The following is a 22542-nucleotide window of genomic DNA, read 5'->3' on the forward strand; positions in this document are numbered from 1 at the left end:
TTTGTATGCGTCGGGTGTATAGTTGACATGAATATCATCTAGACCTCTTGTAATTGTTTTATTTGATGATCTTTGTACACTTTGCCGTACTTAAATTCAATTAATCTTTCTGCACAATCAAAGTATTCGTCATCGTGTGTTACTGCGATCAAAGTTTTTCCTGAAGCAGTAATTTTTTGGATTAACTTTTCGTAAAAGTACTTTCTAAATCTTGGGTCTTGTTCTGCTGCCCATTCGTCGAGTACAATAATCTCTTTTCTCTCGAGAAGCGCATAGATAAGTGCCAACCTTTTCTGCTGTCCTTTTGACAAGGTTAGGTTAAACACCTTCTTTTCATCATCTATTTTCAAGATACTGGAGATCTTCATTTCTTCGATCAAGCTATTTAGTTCTGCATTGATCGGATCAATATCGAAACCATTATAGTTTTCATCAAACAAATAGGTATCGGTAAAAATACTTGATATCTGATCTCTGTAAAATGGGTAATTTTCTGCACTAATCTTATGATCATTTAGGTAAATATTACCAGAAATAGGTAGATATAAACCAGTAAGTAAATTGATAAATGTACTTTTCCCACTTCCGTTACCTCCTGTAATGAAAACGCACTCTCCCTTATTAATCGTTAAGTTAATAGGCCCCAAAGTAAAAGTAGATTGTTTTTCCTTATCTGTATATTCATATACCAGATTTTCGAATCTCAGGCTTTGGAAAGATTCATTGATATCGGTCAAATCCCCGTATCCAATACTAATGGATTGAGATGCATTAATGATCTGATTAAATTCGTCCACACGTTTGTACGCGGTGTTCATTCGAGTGAATTCTTCAACTTCGGAAACCAGCACTGTAAGAGGCCCTGTCAAAAAGAATATGATCATAATAAAACTTGCAATTACCGAAGCTTCAACACTCATCAATACAGGAAGTACAAACAGGATCACCCCTATTACCAAATATACTGCATGACTAGCCAAAAGTTCATTAATAATATACTTTGACAATATCTTTATATTCAGTGATTTCATTCCGTTTCTCACTTCGCTGATATATTTAAAGATAGCTCCACTTCTTGTAATACTGGTTTTGATTTCTTTAAAACCTCTTAAAAAGTTATTCGTGTGTTGCTCGTTGGTATTCTGGAGATCTCGCAGGTCTTCTATATCATTTCCGATAGATATATTCCTGAAATAAAACACTATGGTTAGTACCAGCAATACCGAGGATAAAATTAGCGCCGCGAAAAAATGCGTATAAAACATATAAGAAACGCCTATTAGCGTCATAACTCCGGCTTTAAAAACCTCAATAAATGTGGTTGGAAATCGTTGGATAGTTCCCACATCTCCCATAAGCGTTCGTATTCTATCCTGACCTAATTCCTGAAATTCATAATAATTAGTAAATCGTAATTTATCAAAAATAGAAAGTGCCAGGTCTGTTCCAAAGGTACACGTCAGTTTTACCATATGAGACTGAAAATATCTGGAAACGATAAAGGACAAAACCATTGCTCCAGCATAAAAAATAGCATCATACTCTTCTACAATTGAAATAGGTAATGGTTCACCTGTGATTTTGGTATCGATAAATGCAAGTAACATTGTAATCCATACACTATCGATTAAACCTAAAAGCGCTAGAAAAACGAAAAACAGGTTGGATTTTTTGTTTAAAAGTTTAAAAAATTTCATTTCAAATTAATTTATGAGTTAAAAATCTCGGCGATTACCTTGGCTTCTTCTTTTTCAAAGTAGAAATCATAAGAAGCTCTAAATGCAGTTTCCATAATATTCAATGCAGAATCAATGATTTCTGGTGTAATATTGAGTGGTGGTACGATTCTGACTACATTATCATGATGCCCACCTACTTCAAACAGCAAACCATTTTCGAAGCATACTTGTCTAAAATGACTTACAAATTCTGGGAAAGGCTCTTTACTTTCGATGTCTTTTACAATTTCAACACCTATCATTAGTCCCTGACCTCTAACATCTCCAATCACAGGATAGCGGTTTTGTAATCTCTTTAAACCATCTTTCAACAGCACTTCCATCTTTTTTACATGGTCCTTTAGATTGTATTTTTTCACAAAATCGAAGGCGCCTTTGGCAGCTGCAAGACTTGCTTGATTACATCTAAAAGTCCCGATATGTGCTCCTGGCCCCCAAGCCTCGATTTCTTTCTTGTAAATGATTCCTGATAATGGTAAGCCAATACCCCCTAGTCCTTTAGAAATTGTAATAATATCAGGTTGCGCATCGGTATTCATAAATGCCAAGAACTCTCCCGTTCTGAAAAAACCACTCTGAATTTCATCAAATACAACCAGCACATCATTCTCATGAGCGATTCGTACTAACTCTTCCAGATATCCTTTTTCTGGAACGATATTACCACCTTCACCTTGAATTGGCTCTACTACAATGGCAGCTGGTTTAGGAATACCAGAATGGCTATTTTTGAAAATACTCTCAAAGTATTCCAGGCAACTCGCTTTATCATAGTTGTTTCCTTTGGCTCTATACGGATAATTAAAAGGGGCGAAATGCACATTTGGCATTAAGGAAGTAATGTTGTTTCTAAAACCAGTATCCGAGGTAAGGGCTAAAGCACCAGAACTCATTCCGTGATACCCTCCTCTAAAAGAAATAATAGTATCCCTTCCGGTTTTAATTTTAGCAAGTTTTATTGCTGCTTCAATAGCATCAGAACCCGTAGGTCCACCAAAACTTACTTTATACTGACCTTTAAAAGAGGATGGTAATTGATCCAAAATCTCTTCAATCACTGCCATTTTAGTTTCTGTTGGAAAATCTAATACATGGATCACATTTTCGATTTGTTCTTTTACATTTTGTAAAACCTCTTCATTGCTATGTCCCACGTTTAATACCCCGCAACCTGCAAAAAAATCGATAAAATGATTCCCATCCATGTCTTCAATAATGGCTCCTTTGGCCTTTTTGATAGCTATTGGCATTTTTCTTGGGTAGGAAACAATACTACCTTCGATTTTTTGCTGGAGATGCAATAATTCCCTAGACTTTTTCCTGGTACTTCTGAAGTTATTATACGTGACGTCTCTGCAAGATGCATTTTTGAAAAATCTTTCATACTTAATTCTTTTACTGATTGATACTATTTGTTTGACCCGAACCTGATTGAAGTTTTACCGTTCGGAAAAAGATGTTATATATCAGGTATTGATATACTTTGGTAAGAACAAGATTGTTCTATACTACTCTATGTTTCTTAATTAAAAAATGTTTATGCTTAATGGATTTAGAAATCTAATACCTCGAATTCTTCGGTTTCCTGATCTGCGGTAATCAATTTGATATATTTTGAAAACTCTGCAATCGTTGTAAATTCAAAGTAAATTCGAATAGGTACTTCTACGGAGAAATGATCACTGATCAAAGTTGATAAACGAACAATCATTAAAGAATGTCCTCCTAAGGTGAAGAAATCATCGTGAATTCCTATTTTTTCTACTTTCAATAAGTTGCTCCATAGCTCCGCCAGTTTTATCTCTATCTCTGTTTCAGGAGCGACATACGCACTATTCAATAATTCTGCTACATCAGGATCTGGTAATGACTTTCTGTCTACCTTTCCATTACTGGTTAAAGGCATCTCATCTAATGTAATCCATAACTGAGGGACCATATAATCTGGTAATTTATCCTTTAGAATTTCTATGGTGTTTTCTCTATCAAAATCGGTCTCGGATACTACGTATCCTACCAAACGTTTGATCCCTGCTTCATCTTCTTTAACCAAAACTACAGCTCGTGTAATTGCTGGTAATTCTAATACAGCAGTCTCTATCTCACCAAGTTCTATACGATATCCTCGTAACTTCACCTGACTATCATTTCTACCAATAAAATCAACATTACCATCGGGTAACCATCTGGCCAAATCTCCAGTCTTGTACAACAACTCTCCTTCATTGAATGGATGCGGTACAAACTTCTCTGAGGTTAATTCCTCTTTGTTGAGATATCCTTTGGATACACCTGATCCACCGATATATAACTCTCCTGCTATACCAATCGGTAGCAATTGCTGATTCGAATCCAGAATGTAAAATGTAGTATTGGATAATGGCTTACCAATTGGAACGCTCGATAAACGATCTAAACTAGAAATATCTTCAGCCTCAAAATACGAACTATCTATCGTAGTCTCGGTCGTACCATAACTGTTGATGATACGAACTCTGTCTCCAAAACGTTCTAATAAATGCTTGAAATCTACTGTAGAGCATACATCTGATCCCAGGATCAATAAACGTAACCATGAAATTGGTAATGACTCTTCATATACATAATCCATTAGAGGAATGGCTAATGAAGGTGTTAACTCTATAATATTGATCTGATGTAAGGCTAATAATTGATACAGTTCTTTAAAATTAAACATTGTAACCTTTGGACAGATCACCATCGTACCTCCGAATAAAAGACTACGACATACATCGCCAGTAAACACATCAAATGAGAAACTCGCCATCTGCAATAATCTAGTATCCTCATCCAGACCATACTCATCTTTCCAGCTTAACGCTATATTTAATAAAGAAGCATGAGTAACCATCACTCCTTTTGGATGTCCTGTCGTTCCAGAAGTGTAAATTACACAAATCAAGTCATCAACCTGTAGAGAAGTCTCTACATCTTCTGTCGATTCTTTGCTAATGGCATCCCACCCACTATCCAGTAACACAACATCCAATCCTTCTTTGATGGATATTGATTCTGCATCAACACTACTACTAAGTACAATGCCTACTTCAGAATCCTCGAGCATATGCTTAATACGGTCTGATGGATATTCTGGATCAATAGGCACATAAGCACCTCCGGATTTAATAACTCCCAAAACCCCGACAATCATCTCGATCGATCTGGATATACTAATCCCTACCAAGGTGTTTTCTGTAACTCCTTTATTTCTTAGATGATGTGCCAACTGTGTCGAACGAGCATCCAGTTCTGCATAGGTAAGTGACGCTTCTCCATAAATTACTGCAACCTTATCCGGTGTCTTTTTGGACTGACTAGCAAATACATCAAGGATAGTTTGACCCTTTTTATAAGCAACCTCGGTTTGATTAAAGTCAAACAAAATTTCTTGTTGCTCTTTCTTGGATAATATCGATAATGCCCCTATAACCTGACTCGAATCAAGGATAATGCTCTGTAGCAACACCTCAAAGTGTTTAGCCATTCGTTCTATAGTGGATCTATAGAAAAGGTCAGTACAATATTCTATATCTATAATTAATTCTTCGTTAACCTCGGCAAGATTAAAACTTAAGTCGAATTGTGCTGTACGATCGGCATGAGAAATTTCGTCTAGAGCAAAACCATCATTTTCATAGTTCATTTCGCTATCAGAAAATTTATTATTCTGAAGTGCAAACATTACCTGGAATAATGGGCTGCGACTTATGTCCCGATCTCGTACCACCTCACTTACGATCTTCTCAAAAGGAACCTGCTGATGCTCATAGGCGCCCAAGGTAGTATCCTTTACCTGAGCCAGTAACTCCTCAAAACTTGGATTACCACTCAAATCACTTCTCAGAGCCAACGTATTGACAAAGAAGCCGATTAATCCAGAAACTTCTTCTTGTTCTCTATTGGCTATCGGAGTTCCTATACAAATATCATCCTGACCACTATATCTATGCATCAACACTTTAAAAGCTGTTAGCAAGGTCATGAACAAGGTACTATTTTGATTTTTTGAAATCGCTTTTAGACCATCTAAAACTTCTTTACTTAAAGTAATTTCTAAAGAATTTCCATTGATACTCTGTTCTTTAGGTCGTGTATAATCCAAAGGTAACTCTAGCGGAGCGACCCCTTCTAGCTGATCTTTCCAATATCCTAACTGAGTATCTAAACGATCTCCGGATAAATATTCCCGTTGCCAAATACTATAATCTGCATACTGGATTGGTAATGCCGGTATATCTAATGTTTCATCTTTTAATTCAGAACGATAGTATCCTAATAATTCCTCCAACAAAATTGGATAGGACCAACCATCTGAAGCGATATGATGCATATTAAATATCAATAGCTTCGCTCGACCTTCGCTCTCTAGTAACGTAACTCTCAACATATGATCGCTACTTAAATCAAAGGGACGTTCGATTTCATTACTAATTAAACGTTCTAATGCATCATCTGATAAACCATCGATACTTAAGCTACGTTCTAGTTCCCATGTATTCTCTGGCATCACTTCTTGATACGCAGCACCGGCAGATTCTTTGTAAACGGTACGCAATACTTCATGGCGATTGATCACCTTATTGATCGCATCCTTTAAAAGTTCCGGATTAACTTCTCCTTTTACTTCAAAAAGACTAGGCATATGATAAGAAGCATCTCCTTCGATAAACCTATCAATAAACCACAATCGCTCCTGGGCAAAGGATAAAGGAATTCGTTCTGGACGATCCACATTACCTATACGAACGACAGTACTCTTTTCAAGACTATCGATATAGTTGCATAAATCGACTAATCTTGTATAATTAAATAAATCTCGAATACGTAAATCGACTCCAAACTCACTGCGAATAAATGTTGCCACTCTAGTCGCTAATAATGAATGACCCCCTAATACAAAGAAATCATCATCTATCCCTACTCGATCTACATCTAATAACTCTGACCAATACGCTGCCAAAGCAACCTCAGTAGTCGTTTGAGGAGCTACATAAGTCGTTGTTGTTAATTCTCCTAAATCTTCCTGAGTAAAGAACATGGACAGTAATTGTTTACTATCAACCTTGTTACTCAAATTAATAGGCATTTCATCTATAATCAAATAATGTGATGGATGCATATAAGCAGGCAATTCCCCCTTACATACTTCGCGTAATTCATCCATTACCTTAGATACTTCTTCAGAAACCGAATTTAAAACAACAAAGGATATTAGATATTCTTTATTCTCACTATTCTTATGCACCATAACATGACAGTCTGATACTCGCTCGTCTTTACGAATGCATGATGCAATTTCTTCTAGTTCTATGCGATGTCCACGTATTTTAACCTGACTATCTATTCTTCTTAAAAATTCCATAGTCCCATCAGGTAACCAGCGACCTAAATCTCCAGTTTTATACATAACATCTCCTAACAAATCTTCAAAAGGATTTGCTACAAAACTCTGTGCAGTACGCTCTGGCAAACCAAGGTACCCAGCTCCTACTCCTACTCCGGTAATACCAATCTCTCCGATCACTCCTATAGGACATAAATTGCCTTGTTTATCCAAAATCACGGCATTCATATTATGAATAACCTTTCCGATAGGTACACGAGATTGATTTGATGGTAATGTTTCTACAAACTCATATTGAATCACATCATCTGATGCCTCACAGGGTCCATAACCATTCACTAATCCAATATTTGGATATAAACGTTTTAACTCGTTAATCAACATTGGCGGCACAGACTCTCCTGTTAACATCACCCAGTTCAAATCTGGAAGTGCTATGCCAGATGAAAGATTGTTTATATGCTCTAATAAGCCCCACATATAGGTAGGAACAAACTCGACAAGATTTACTTGATGTTCTGTAATGATATGTAACAACTTATTGTAATCCAACAAATCATATTTATCTACAATCACACAAGTTCCTCCTTTCAAAATCGCCCCTAACATCTGCCACACTGAAATATCAGAACCTATCCCAGCACTTTGTAAAAATCTGAAACCATCTGGTAAATTCATAAGATCGTACTCTGCCAAAATATGGTTCATGGCACCGTCGTGACGCGTAATCGCTCCTTTAGGCTCTCCTGTAGATCCGGATGTATACAATACATATGCCCAGCTGTCTAAACGATTTTGATTCTCAACATTATCAACTGGCATTGATAGCAGATCTCTTTGATCATAGACCTTAACATCTGATTTGCTAGTGCTTGTTTCCAAAGCATTGTCAATTTCATCAATTATGATAATTCTGGATTGAGGCACATCTTCTAAAGTTGCCAGCAACTCGCTAGTTGTGATCAACGTAGTCATCTCAGGTTTGGATAACATCAATCCTATACGATGTGAAGGATTTTGCGTATCTAGTGGTGTATAGACACCTCCACTTTTGATGATCCCCATCAAACATCCCAAAAACTCTGGGCTGCGATCCAAATACACCCCTACACAATCTGAAGAAGTTACTCCCAGATTACGAAGTAAATGCCCTAATCGGTTAGCATATTCATTTAACTCTTTGTAATTCCATACCTGATCATTATGAACAACAGCAACCGAAGTCTTATAATCCGACACTATATCTTCAAAACAAACATTGATCGGACGATCGTTACCCAAATCTACACTGCCTGCATTAAACCAATCTCCATCAGCCGTTCCAACACGTCCTAAAATTAGATCGCGCTCATTATCTAAAAGGATGGATAATTCATCTATTCGTTCTGTACTATTAGCCAGTACCGATCGTAGTAATTCCTCATAGTGATAGAACATGCGTTCTATAGTAGATGGTGAAAATAGATCTGTACAATATTCAATATTAATTTCAAGTTGGTCTCCTGTTTCAGAAACATCATACTTTAAATCATAAGGTGTATTTTCTGTTTCGTAAGATAATTCTACAAGCTTAAAACCTTCAGATTCGTATCTAATTTCAATTTCTGAGTCCTCATTATTCTGAAGAGAGAACATTACTTGAAATAGTGGACTACGACTCATATCACGTTGTTTTACCACTTCATTTACAATCTTCTCGAAAGGAACTTGCTGATATTCATACGCTTCTAGCGTGGTATCCTTAACCTGAGCCAACAATTCTTCAAAACTTGGATTGCCGCTTAGATCACTTCGCAATGCCAATGCATTGATAAAGAACCCTATTAAACCAGCAACCTCTTCTTGTTCACGGTTTGCAATCGGAGTTCCTATACAGATATCTTCTTGTCCGCTATAACGATACATTAATACCTTAAAAGCACTAAGTAAGGTCATAAACATCGTGACTCCCTTTCTCTCTGATAGCTCTTTAACTCCTTTTACTATGGCATCATCTAAGGTATATTGGATGCTAGCTCCATTCATCGTTTGTTCTGCAGGTCTGGCGTGATCTAGCGGAAGTTCTAAAGTATTTAGATCGTTCAACTTCTCGCTCCAATATCCCAATTGAGTTGCCAATCTATCTCCAGAAAGGTATTCTCTTTGCCAAATACTGTAATCTGCATATTGAACAGCTAATGAAGGTAAATCTGTGCTTTCACCCTTAGCTTCACTGCGATATAATTTTAATAATTCTTCAAGTAGAATTGGTTGTGACCATCCATCTGAAGCAATATGATGCATGTTAAAAATCAATCGCTTAGGAGTTCCTTTTTCTTCTAGTAAAGTAACCCTTAGCATATGATCTTTACTTAAATCATAAGGTTTGTTTATTTCTTTATTTATAGTTTTTTCTAATTCTTCGGAAGGCACTTCGTTAATATCAATGATAGGTTCAAAAGACCATACATCTTCTGGCATGATCTCTTGATAGGTAACCCCATCTTGTTCTTTGTATACCGTTCGTAATACTTCATGACGATTAACAATCTTATTGATCGCTCGCTCTAATACCCCTTTATCCAAAGTTCCTGAAATTTCGAAAACTCCAGGCATGTGATAACTGGCACTTCCTTCTTCTAACTTATCAATGAACCACAAACGTTCTTGCGCAAATGATAATGGAATCAAATCCGGTCTTTCTTCTGCTTTGATAACTGACACCTCTGATTGTTCCAGGGTTTCGATATACTTGGATAAATCATGAATGGTAGTGTATCTAAATAAATCCATGATCCGTATATTCACCTTAAAGTGACTTCGGATAAAAGTCGCCACTCTGGTTGCTAGTAACGAATGTCCTCCTAACATGAAAAAGTCATCATGAATTCCTATTTGTTCAAGATGTAGAATGTTTTTCCAATATTCTGAGATTTTCAGCTCTATTTCAGTAGTTGGTGCTACGTACGCATCATTTAATAACTCTGCTATATCAGGATTTGGTAACGACTTTCTGTCTACCTTTCCATTACTGGTTAATGGCATTTCATCTAATGCAATCCATAGTTGAGGAATCATATAATCTGGTAACCTATCCTGTAAGCCTTCTACGATCATATCACGATCAAAATTCGCCTCGGATACAACATACCCGATCAAACGCTTAATGCCAGCTTCATCTTCTTTAACCAAAACTACAGCTCGTGTAATCGCTGGTAATTCTAATACAGCAGTCTCGATCTCACCAAGTTCTATACGATATCCTCGTAACTTCACCTGACTATCATTTCTACCTATAAAATCTACATTACCATCGGGTAACCATCTGGCCAAATCCCCAGTTCTGTACAACAACTCTCCTTCTTTGAATGGATGTGGTACAAACTTCTCTGAAGTTAATTCCTCCTTGTTGAGATACCCCTTGGATACGCCAGACCCACCGATATACAACTCTCCTGCAATACCAATCGGTAGCAATTGCTGATTCGAATCCAGGATATAAAATGTAGTATTGGATAATGGCTTACCAATTGGAACGCTCGATAAACGATCTAAGCTAGAAATATCTTCAGCCTCAAAATATGAACTATCTATGGTGGTCTCGGTCGTACCGTAACTGTTGATGATACGAACCGAAGCTCCAAAACGCTCTAATAAACGCTTGAAATCTACTGTAGAACATACATCTGATCCTAAGATCAATAAACGTAACCAGGAAATTGGTAATGACTCCTCATACACATAATCCATTAGAGGAATTGCTAATGAGGGTGTTAACTCTATGATATTGATCTGATGCAAGGATAGTAATTCATAGAAACCTTCGGGATCAAAACGAATCTCTGCGGGACAGATCACCATCGTACCACCGAATAAAAGACTACGACATACATCACCTGTAAACACATCAAATGAAAAACTTGCCATCTGTAATAGTCGTATCTCTTCGTCTAAGCTATACTCGTCTTTCCAACTTAAAGCAATATTCAATAAAGATGAATGTGTAACCATTACTCCTTTTGGATTTCCAGTGGTTCCAGAAGTATAGATCATATAAGCCAAGTGATTGGGTTCTAACGCAGTTATTATATTCTCTGTGGATTCCTTACTAATCTTATCCCAATCCGTATCTAGTAAAATAACATCCAACCCTTTTTTGACTGATATTGAGGCTGCATCAATACTACTGCTTAGCACTAACGCTACTACAGAATCCTCTAACATATAATTGATACGATCTGATGGATATTCTGGATCAATAGGCACATAAGCACCTCCTGATTTTAAAACTCCCAAAACTCCTATAATCATTTCCATCGATCTAGAGATACTAATCCCGACTAGGGTATTTTCTGTAACTCCTTTATTTCTTAAGTGATGCGCCAATTGTGTTGAGCGTGCATCCAGTTCTGCATAGGTAAGTGAATCATCACCATAAATTACAGCTATCTGATCTGGTGTCTTTTTGGCTTGACTAGAGAATATATCAAGAATCGTTTGGTTCTGATCATAGGTGACATTTGTAGCATTAAAATCGTTCAATAATTGATCTGATTCTACTTCTGTTAAGATCTCTAGATCGATGATTTTACTAGTAGAATTACGAACAATACTTCTCAACAATACTTCGAAATGAGATGCAATTCGTTGAATCGTTGATCTATGAAAAAGATCTGTACAATATTCTATATCTACAATAAGTTCATTATTGTCTTCTACCACATTAAAACTTAGGTCAAATTGAGATGTATTTTCATTGTGCTTATACTTTTCTAACTCAAATCCATCATTAGATTGACTCGTGTCGCTATCCAATACCTCATTGTTCTGTAATGCAAACATCACCTGGAATAGTGGACTGCGACTCATATCTCTATCGCGTACCACCTCACTTACTATCTTCTCAAAGGGAACCTGCTGATGCTCATAAGCACTCAAAGTCGTATCCTTTACCTGAGCCAGTAACGCCTCAAAACTTGGATTACCACTCAAATCACTTCGCAATGCCAAAGTGTTGACAAAAAAGCCGATCAAGCCCGATACCTCTTCCTGTTCTCTATTCGCAATAGGGGTACCTATACAAATATCATCCTGACCACTATACCTATACATCAACACCTTAAAGGCCGATAACAACGTCATAAACAAGGTACTCCCCTTATCTTTAGAAATAGCCTTTAAACCTTCTAAGATATCTGAACTCAAATCAAAGCTTAGGCTATCCCCTGCCATACTCTGTTCCTTAGGACGTACATAATCCAGGGGTAGCTCCAAGGGACTAACTCCTGATAAGGTATCTCTCCAATAGCCTAGCTGTGTAGCTAATCGATCTCCTGATAGATACTCCCGTTGCCAAATACTATAATCCGCATACTGAATCGGTAAATCAGCTAACGCTAAAGCCTCGCCTTGTATACTCGAGCGGTAATATCCTAATAACTCTTCTAACAATATCGGATGAGACCAACCATCAGAAGCAATATGATGCATGTTAAAGATCAATAGCTTCGCCTTACCTTCTTCTTCTAATAACGTAACTCGTAGCATATGATCACTACTCAAATCAAAGGGACGTGCAATCTCCTTATCGATCAATGTATCGATAGCTTCTTTTGATAAACCATCGATCTTGATGTTCTTCTCTAATATCCACTGATCCTCTGGCATTACCTCTTGATACGCTACGCCGTCTTCTTGCTTATAGACCGTACGTAATACCTCATGACGATTGATCACCTTATTGATCGAGCCTACTAATACATCTTTATCTAAAACCCCACTGATCTCAAAAACTCCTGGCATATGATAACTAGAACTCCCTTGTTCTAACTGATCGATAAACCATAAACGTTCCTGTGCAAAGGATAGTGGAATACGCTTTGGACGCTCAACACTACCGATGCTTACTATACTGCTCTTCTCTAAACTATCGATATAATTACACAAGTCTACTAACCTAGTGTAACTAAACAAGTCTCTAATACGAATATCCACTTCAAACTCACTGCGGATATAAGTAGCTACTCTGGTCGCTAGTAAGGAATGACCTCCCAGTACAAAGAAATCATCCTCTATACCTACTCTTTCTACTCCTAGTAGCTCTGACCAATACTGGGATAATTTTACTTCTGTAACCGTCTGTGGAGCTACATATTCAACTCCCTGTAGCTCGGATACATCAACACTTGGTAAGGACTTCTTATCTACCTTACCATTGCGGTTCAATGGTAGACTATCCAGTAGTACCCATAACTGTGGGATCATATAGTCTGGTAGACGCTCACTTAAACCACTTATAATACCTTCTCGATCTAAATCTGCTTCTACAACTACATAACCTACCAAACGCTTTACGCCTTGAGCATCCGTTGTAACCTGAACAACGCCCTGTACAACTCCTACTACATCATGTAAAACACTCTCGATCTCCCCTAGCTCGATGCGATACCCTCTAATCTTTACCTGATCGTCCTTACGACCTACAAAGGCAATACTACCATCGGGTAACCATCGGGCTAAATCTCCCGTCTTATATAAACGCTCCCCTTCCTTAAACGGATGAGCGATAAACTTCTCACTAGTTAATTCCTCTCTATTTAAATAGCCTCTGGCTAAGCCTGATCCGCCTAAACATAACTCGCCTACTACGCCTACTGGTAAAACCTCTAGACTATCGTCTAAAATGTAGGCTGTACTGTTCTTAATCGGCTTACCGATAGGAAGATCCTGATCCTGATCTCCTAAAATTGTATGCGTTGTCGAAAATGTAGTGTTCTCTGTAGGACCATATCCATTGAGTAATTTCAAATCTGGGTAAGCTTCCTTGATTCTATTGGTATACTTATACAATACCTTATCTCCTCCTACTAGTAAATACGATAATCCAGAGAAAATACTTAGATCTTCCTCCACGACCTGATGAAACCAAGAGGCTGTCATCCATAATGTAGTGACCTTATGAGTATCAATTAAATTCCCTAAAGATGAGGAATCTAATAGTGAATCCATATCACTTAAAATCAAACATCCTCCATTGAGTAAGGTCCCCCAAAACTCTATTGTAGTTGCATCAAATGATACTGAACCCGTAGATAACCAAACTGTATCGGTATCTAATGGAATGTAATCACAACTCTTGGATAAACTAACTACATTATCATGAGTAATCATTACCCCTTTTGGCATACCAGTAGATCCAGAGGTATACATCACATAACTCAAAGTATCTGGATTAATAACAACCGAAGGTAAATCTGTAGGTAAATCTGAAACAGCATCTCTAAATGATGCTATAAAAGAAGGGTCAATAGTAATTTTACAACCACTATCTGATTCTATATGAGCAATCCTATCTGCTGGATAACCAGAATCAATAGGAACATAAGCACCTCCTGATTTTAAAACACCTAATAACGATACCAATAACCAAGAGCCTCGCTCTAGTTTAACTCCTACCAAATCATCCAAACCGATCTGGTGATTGGATAATAAATAATGTGCTAACTGATTGGATAAAACATCCAACTCCTTATAGGTAAAGGATGTTTCTCCATCCTTGATCGCTACACGATCCCCATAATCTGCTGCAACAGCACTAAAACAATCTACAATCGATGATCCATAACCATAATCCAAAGCCGTAGCATTAAATCCATCTAGTATCTGGGAACGGTCTGAAGGTGATAACAACTCCAAATCTGAAGTTTTATTTGCCGAACCATTGATGATCTGCCCAAGTACACTTGCAAAATGTCTTTTGATATTTTCAACCTCAATTTCATTCAATAGAGAAGCATCATAACTAAACAATACTTTAAGTTGATCATCCATACTGGCAATCAACGTCATCAAGTAATTCGACGAATCAATACTTTCATAATGATCAATATCCAAAACCTGTTTGTTTTCTTTTAGAACTTCTGCAATTGGATAATTTTCAAAAACCAGGATACTATCAAACAAATCGTTGGTTACACCACTCAATCTTTGAATAGTCGACAAACTTGTATACTGATGTTCTCTACATACGGTATGTTCTGTTTGTATATTGTTCAGCCAATCTAATATCAATTCATTACTATCTAGTTTTGAAAACAACGGTAATGTATTGATATACAGCCCAATTCTTTTATCAGAATTTTCCAGTTCTGGTGGTCTTCCAGAAACCGTTACTCCAAAAGATATATTACTAGCATTGTTGTATTTATGTAACAAGTAAGCCCATACCCCTTGAAGAATTGTATTTACTGTCAATCTATTGGTTTGTGCATAACTTTTGAGTTTGTTAGTTGACTCTTCGGACAATAACAAATCTGATACGACAACCTCGTTGATTGTTTTATTTCTTTTATTATCAATATTTGTAAAGGGGAGAACTGTTGTAGAGTGTAAATCCTTTAAATACTCCTTCCAAAAACCTTCTTCTCTTACATCCTGTTTTTCCTGGATATAATCGATATAGTCCTTGTAAGCATCTTCTTTTATGGGCTCTACAACCCCTCCCCGTACAATTATTTCGTAACCTCTTAATAACTCATCAAAAATGTTGGACATTGACCATCCATCCACCAAAATATGGTGGTGAGTAAATAAAAGAGTATATGATTCTTTTCCTGTCTTAATAAAGGTAAGTCGAAGCAACGGCGCTTTCTCCATTTCAAAACCCGTTTCAAGGTCATCTTTGCATAACTTCGCCATCTTTGTCGCTATCTCAGTCTCGCTAAACCCACTGTAATCCAACTCAAAAACCGGTAAATTCACCTCATCATGTACACATTGAACAGGAATAGGTAATTCCTTATGAAAAAATGAACTTCTTAAAATAGTATGATTCTTGATAACAGACTCCCAGGAAGCCACAAAAGCTGGTATATTGATTCCCTTTGGAAAGCTCACTATAGTTTGATTCAGATAATTAGTAGGTTCATCATCAAAAAGCTCATGAAATAACATCCCTTCTTGCAAAGGACTAAGCTTATAGATTGACGAAGTTTTGACTCCCAAATCTTCAAGTTTTTGTGTAAACAGATCAAAATAAGTATACAACACATGATCTCCCAATCCAAAATCTGAAGGTGTATGTGTAGTAACTGTTTGTGCACTACAATGAGTAATAATGGCCTCGAGGTTAATTAGATAATTGTTCGCTAAAGTATGTACTGTACTTTTCTTGTATTGCTTATTCGAGTACCCCCATGTGATCCGCAATTCTCCATTGATAATTTCAGAGTTGATTACAAATTTGCTTTTGAAAGGAAAATCCTCGCCTTCATCTTTACCTTTTGATTCTGGAGCTACTTCAAGAAATTCATTATTACCAATAACATTATCTAACTGCCCCAAATAGTTGAATATAACATCAAAAGAAAGTTTGGTTAACGATTCTCTTACTTCTTCTGAAGTATGCATATATGCCAAAGCACCATATCCCATCCCTTTATTCGGAATTTTTCGAAGTGCTTCTTTGGTAGATTTAACAATATCTCCCTCTGTCATCTTAGATTCTGAGGTTAATGAAACCGGATACAGGTTGGTAAACCATCCTACGGTGTGACTAACATCTATTGCTTCTGAAATGTTTTCTCTACCATGTCCTTCTAAACCAATGATTACTTCATTAGCTCCCGACCAGTCATTTATTGTTTTAGTTAATGCTGATAATAGGATATCATTGATTTCTGTTGTGTATGCATGGTTGGTCTTTTGAAGCAGTTTTTTAGTCAACTTTTGATCCAATGTAACAGCAAACTCTTTTACATCCTTCGACGCAGAAGCTCCATTCTTTTTGTCTACAGGTAATTCTGTATACGCATCGACAACAGATTGCCAGTATGGTATTTCTGGTTTTAATTCTTCACTTAATGCATAATTTGTGAGTGCGTCGGCCCATTGTCTGTAAGAAGAGCTTTTTCTCCCAAATCAATAGTATACTCCCCTTTATTCACGCCTTCTAACAAAAGAACAATATCGTCTAATAGTATTCTCCAGGATACTCCATCGATCACTAAATGATTAGCAACTACAAACAAACGATTCATAGTTTCATCATTCCCAGTTTTCATAAGAACTATTTTAAACACCTCTCCATTTTCAATAGAAAGTTGACGTTGGTAGTGATTACAAATTTTTGTCACCTCTTGATCTAAATAAATACTTGGGATTGTATGAATATCTTCTACCTGAAAAGCATTTTCCTGATCACTTCCATAGGACTGTTTCCAAACTCCATCTCCATCCTGTGCATACTGAAAACGAAGCGCATCATGATGTTTTACCAAGGCTCTGGTAATATCTTTCAAAGAAGATGCTGATACACTTTTATCAATAGCCAAATTAACCGACTGATTATAATGCGTATTTGCCAGATGAGCGTTCTTAAAATAACGTTTCTGAATAGGTATTAATTCACTCTCCCCTTCCAAAATACCTTGTTCATTTGCATTCTTTGAAGTATTATTCAATATCACTCCAGACAACTCGGCAATGGATTGGTGTTTGAATAAATCCATTGGTTTTACCTGGTATCCAAGTCGTTTTATTCTGCTTACTACTTGAATATTGATAATAGAATCTCCACCTAATTCGAAAAAATTATGGTGAATTCCTATATTTTGCACCCCTAGCAGGTCTTGCCAAACTTCGATTAAGTCTTCTTCTAAAGGATTTCTTGGAGCTTCGTACGAAACATCTGGTGAGCTCCCAAAATCTGGTTCTGGTAATGATTTTTTATCGATTTTTCCATTATTCGTTAATGGTATAGTTTCTAACGACACCCATAATTGAGGAACCATAAACTCTGGCAACCTTGTTTTAAGATGCGTTATAATGTCTTCTTTTTGAAATTCTCCTCGACTTACTACATACCCAATAAGTTTTTTACTTCCATTATCATCTTCTTTTACCAGAACAACTCCTTGATCTACAGAAGGTGCTTCATTCAAAACACTTTCAATTTCTCCAAGCTCAATACGATATCCTCGTATTTTTACCTGATCATCTTTTCTTCCTATAAATTCTACATTGCCATCTTCTAACCAGCGACCTAGGTCTCCTGTTCTGTACATTTTCTCATTCTTACAGAAAGGATTCTGTACAAATTTCTCATTGGTTAGATTAGGTCGGTTAAGATATCCTAACGAAAGTCCTGGTCCTGCCACGCAGATTTCTCCAACACATCCAATAGGTTGTAATTCATTGGCTTCATTTACAATATAAACGCTTGATTTTCCTACCGGTTTCCCGATAGGGACAGTGGTATTTGTATTTCCATTTTCAAACTTGAATATGGTCGAATCGATCGTATTTTCTGTTGGACCGTATGAATTGTACAAGTGTGCATTAATTCTTTGCCCAATTTTTTCATTAAACTTGATGTAATCCTGATGCGCTAATTTGTCTCCTCCCGATATCACATGTCTCAGCGAAGCAATCTTATCAATATCACTATCGCTAAGCGTTTCTAACAAATCATGCAATAACACCGGCGGCATATTTACTTTGGTAATTCCAAATTGCTCGATATAGGATACAAAGTTTGTTCTTAAATCGTATTTAAAATCAGGTGCTGCAATAATACATTTCACCCCAAGAATAAAAGGCATCATATACTCTTCTAATGCTCCATCGAAACTAAAAGATCGATAAAACAAAGCGGTATCCTGTTCTGTTAACTCATAGTATTCCTTATAGAAAAACAATCTTGCTACCAACGAACGATGCTGAATCATTACTCCTTTAGGATTTCCTGTTGTTCCAGAAGTATAGATTACATATAACAGAGCTTCATCGGTAATTTTTGGAGCTACAAATTCTTTAGAAAATGTATCCTGGATTTCAATAAAACTATCTAGTTTTTCTTCCTCCAAACACAATGTACACCCACTATCCTCTAACATATATTGAATGCGTTCTTCTGGATACGCAGGATCAATAGGAACGTAAGCTGCACCTGTCTTTATCACAGCCAGGATAGCAATGATCATCCATTCACTTCTTTCTAACTTAATCCCAACCAGATCTCCTACTTGGATATGGTGATCTTGGATTAAATGCGCCGCTAGTTGATTCGATCTTTCTTCAATCTGTGCATAGGTTAGTATTGTATTACCAAATACCAATGCGGTATCATTTTCACGGTTTTTTACTGTTTTTCTGAATAAATCAACAATAGTTTCTCCTGTTGAATTTGGCTGGTGTTCGTTACTAAAATCAAGCAGAAGCTTTTCCTTTTCTGAATCTGGTAAAATAGATAATTTCCCTACTTCCAGTTCTGGATCTATAAGGATAGATCTTAATAATTCTTCAAAATTTGCCACCAATCTTTGAATAGTTGTTTCGCTAAACAAAGATGTCGCGTAGGTAATCATCACCCCTAACCCATCTTTTTCTTCGGAAACATCCATACTTAGTTCGAATCTTGACGTATGATCATCGAATGGAATTTCTGTTAATTCAAATCCATTTGCGTTGATTGCGGAATTATCTGAAGCACCTTCGTTGGTATCCATCGCAAACATGACCTGAAATAGTGGACTCCTTTCGGTATCCCTGGTTTTTACCACTTCTCTTATTACTTTATCCAAGGGTACTTGCTGATACTGATATGCATCCATTGCAGTCTCTTTTACCTGAGAAAGTAATTCTGAAAAACTAGGTGCATCGCTTAAATCACTTCGTAAAGCCAAAGTATTTATGAAAAAACCAATCAACCCCGAGATTTCTTCTTGTTCGCGATTGGCTACGGGAATTCCTACGCAAATATCATCCTGACCGCTATATCTATGCATCAGAATTTTGAAGGCACTTAGTAGGGTCATAAACAAAGTAGTCCCCTTTTCATTAGACAATTTTTTAAGACGATTTAATACATCCAAATCGAACTTAAAATTCAGTGTACGCCCTGATGTATCTTGAACTTTCGGTCTTTTGAAGTCTAGGGGTAAGTCCAGAGCAGGAACTCCAGAAAGTTTATCTTTCCAATATGCCAATTGCTCTGATAATGTTTCTTTTGAAAGAAAGGATCGCTGCCAAATACTATAATCGCTGTATTGCACTGGTAGCTTTGGCAAATCAATTGACTCTCCGGTTAATTCTTGTTGATAGAATACTAATAATTCTTTCAAAAGAATCCCCAAAGACCAACCATCAGAAGCAATATGATGCATAGTAATGACTATTCGCTTGGTCTTTCCTCCTTGTGTCAAAAGGGTAACTCTAAGCATATGATCTTTGGACAAATCAAACAGTTTCCCCGTTTCTTTGGCTACAATAGCTCTAATCTCTTCTTCGTTCAGTTGATCTATGGCTATACTTTCTTCAAAATTCCATCCATCACTATCCAATACTTCTTGATAACCTATTCCATCCTCATCCTTATAAACCGTTCTTAACACTTCGTGTCGATTTACCACATTACGAATTGCCTTTTCCAAGATTTCGGTATGTATATCACCGGTAACCTCAAAAATACCTGACATATGGTAATTAGAACTTCCATCTCCCAATTGGTCTATGAACCATAATTGCTCTTGAGAAAATGACAATGGAACCTTGTCCTCATCTTTTCTGTCATAAGCTACTATTTCGGGTAGTTTGGATACATTTTTCTTCTGATTATTAGCTTCTTTATCCAAAAAAGTGATAATTGCTTCTTTGTTGGCTTTAAGATTCGCTAATATCTTGGGATCTATAGTAATCCCTTTATTTACTTTTACCTTTAAATTATTTTGATCTAAAAGTAAATTAACCCCGTTTTCTTTTGCTTCTTGTAATAATTCAAGAATTTGACTGCTCTGATTCACAATAATAGTTTTATGGTAAACATCAATTATACTAATGAAACATAGGTAATCCCTATGTCCAACTCGACATGAAAGTCTAAGGATCTATGATTTAGAAATTTGATTTCTAGTTGAATAGTGGACTAACCACTTTTGAAGTTTTGGTAAGTAATGATACCTACCAGAGATTAAAAAGGCATTTTAATACTGAGCCATTCTTTTTTCTCTATGGATTTTTTTTCTGGTGTATACAGCATTCCTGTGCACAAACACATTTTATGTTTCTTTGCGAGAAGAATATCATGATTTGTGCATGTATTGCAACCGTTCCAGAACTGAGGATCATTGGGTAATTCTGAAAAAGTCACAGGTTGATACCCCAGATCAGAATTAATTTTCATTACAGCAAGTTCTGTGGTTATTCCAAAAACTTTGGAGTTTGGATATTTTTTTAAAGATAGCTTAAATACATAATCTTTAATTCGTTTTCCTAATCCTTGATTTCTAAAATTAGGATGTACGATTAACCCCGAATGAGCCACATACTGCTTATTATCCCACACTTCGATATAACAAAAACCTGCCAGTTGATTTTTGTATAACGCGATTACTGCATCGTTAGCACTCATTTTTGAAGCAATATATGCTGGACTACGCATAGCTATAACTGTTCCTCTTACCCCGGCAGAACTGGTTAGCATTTCGCTAATCTCTCTTGCGTATTGCAAATGAGTGTTGTTTGCTATTTGAACTTTTATACGTCTCATAAACCAATAATTCTAGTGTATTGTTTTATAGCGTTTTTTAGCTGGTATAATTCAAATATGACTTATAGTACTTGAATATCGCTTTTGGAGATACTTTGCACGTAACACCAAGGAAAATCAAAAAGTTGTAATACAAATTTTGTAAAGGTGCACCTTTAAGTATACTTCGAATTCCTTTAAACGCACTAGAGGGTGTATGCCAATCTATGTTAAACGAGATGGAATAACTTAACCCATGAACCTGGTGTAACATTCCAGAAGGGATATACAGAATATCTCCTCCCTCGATCACAACTTCCATTGATTCTACATTCTTCGAATTAGGAAAAATGCTATAATCTGGTTGACTAGGATCGAATTTTGCCCAACGCCAACCATCCATGTAACAATCTTCTTTTTGATCGTGAGGAATTAAAATAAATTTTTTCTTTCCCATGATTTGAAAAAACAGATTATGCGTACACAGCGTATCAAAATGAAGCGGTGTTAAACTGTTTTTACCTCCCATAAAAAACTGAATATAGTTTTCGTAGTTTTTGGAATACCATTTGGGTAACAATTCTACCGGGAAAGGTTCTATATCCTTTATAAACTGCTTATGCTGATAAAAGAAAGGATAATCATGAAGATACATTGCTGGCGGTTTGCCATTATTGTTTTGATCGTTTTCATGTTCCTCTAACAATCCGATGTAATCGCTCAAAAGAATCTGTTCTTTGTTTCCTTTGGTGATGTCTTTGGTCTTAACCGGAACTTTAATATCGGTGTCCAAGTTCTTGAAGTATTCTTTACTCCAGTCTAGAGCTTTCCAGGAACTTGCCATATTCTTTATCACGACAGGCCTGGATTTGTTTACAAATTCTTTGTAAAACTCTTCTCTTGTTATTTTGTCAACTATTGTAATTTCCATTTTG

The 22542-nt window shown here is 36.6% G+C and carries 6 protein-coding genes and 1 pseudogene; all 7 read right to left on the reverse strand.

Going from position 1 to position 22542, the window contains the following annotated elements; genetic code table 11:
* Positions 1 to 38: 38 nt before the first annotated feature.
* Entirely contained in the window at positions 39 to 1697 is a 1659-nt protein-coding gene (locus tag AC0L3Q_RS20075; protein WP_473282326.1) for a cyclic peptide export ABC transporter, read from the reverse strand.
* A gap of 11 nt (positions 1698 to 1708) precedes the next feature.
* Positions 1709 to 2989: an aspartate aminotransferase family protein gene (locus AC0L3Q_RS20080; RefSeq protein ID WP_473282328.1), complete on the reverse strand. Its 1281-nt coding sequence runs from the start codon at positions 2987 to 2989 to the stop codon at positions 1709 to 1711.
* Positions 2990 to 3291: 302 nt separating this feature from the next.
* Positions 3292 to 10128 (reverse strand): amino acid adenylation domain-containing protein, encoded by a 6837-nt coding sequence (locus AC0L3Q_RS20085; RefSeq protein WP_473286983.1) that lies wholly within the window; start codon positions 10126 to 10128, stop codon positions 3292 to 3294.
* Positions 10117 to 16926 (reverse strand): annotated as a pseudogene (locus AC0L3Q_RS20090) (amino acid adenylation domain-containing protein); the annotation flags it as partial. The gene AC0L3Q_RS20085 and the pseudogene AC0L3Q_RS20090, both read right to left, overlap by 12 nt.
* Positions 16927 to 16940: 14 nt before the next feature.
* Complete coding sequence (locus AC0L3Q_RS20095; protein WP_473282330.1) at positions 16941 to 20882, reverse strand: amino acid adenylation domain-containing protein; 3942 nt, start codon at positions 20880 to 20882, stop codon at positions 16941 to 16943.
* Positions 20883 to 21049: 167 nt separating this feature from the next.
* Positions 21050 to 21628, reverse strand: coding sequence for a GNAT family N-acetyltransferase (locus tag AC0L3Q_RS20100; protein ID WP_473282332.1), 579 nt, complete (start codon positions 21626 to 21628; stop codon positions 21050 to 21052).
* Between the two features lie 37 nt (positions 21629 to 21665).
* Positions 21666 to 22538, reverse strand: coding sequence for a cupin-like domain-containing protein (locus AC0L3Q_RS20105; RefSeq protein ID WP_473282333.1), 873 nt, complete (start codon positions 22536 to 22538; stop codon positions 21666 to 21668).
* Between the last annotated feature and the right edge of the window lie 4 nt (positions 22539 to 22542).

It is taken from the genome of Aquimarina sp. KJ22-3 (assembly GCF_055808215.1).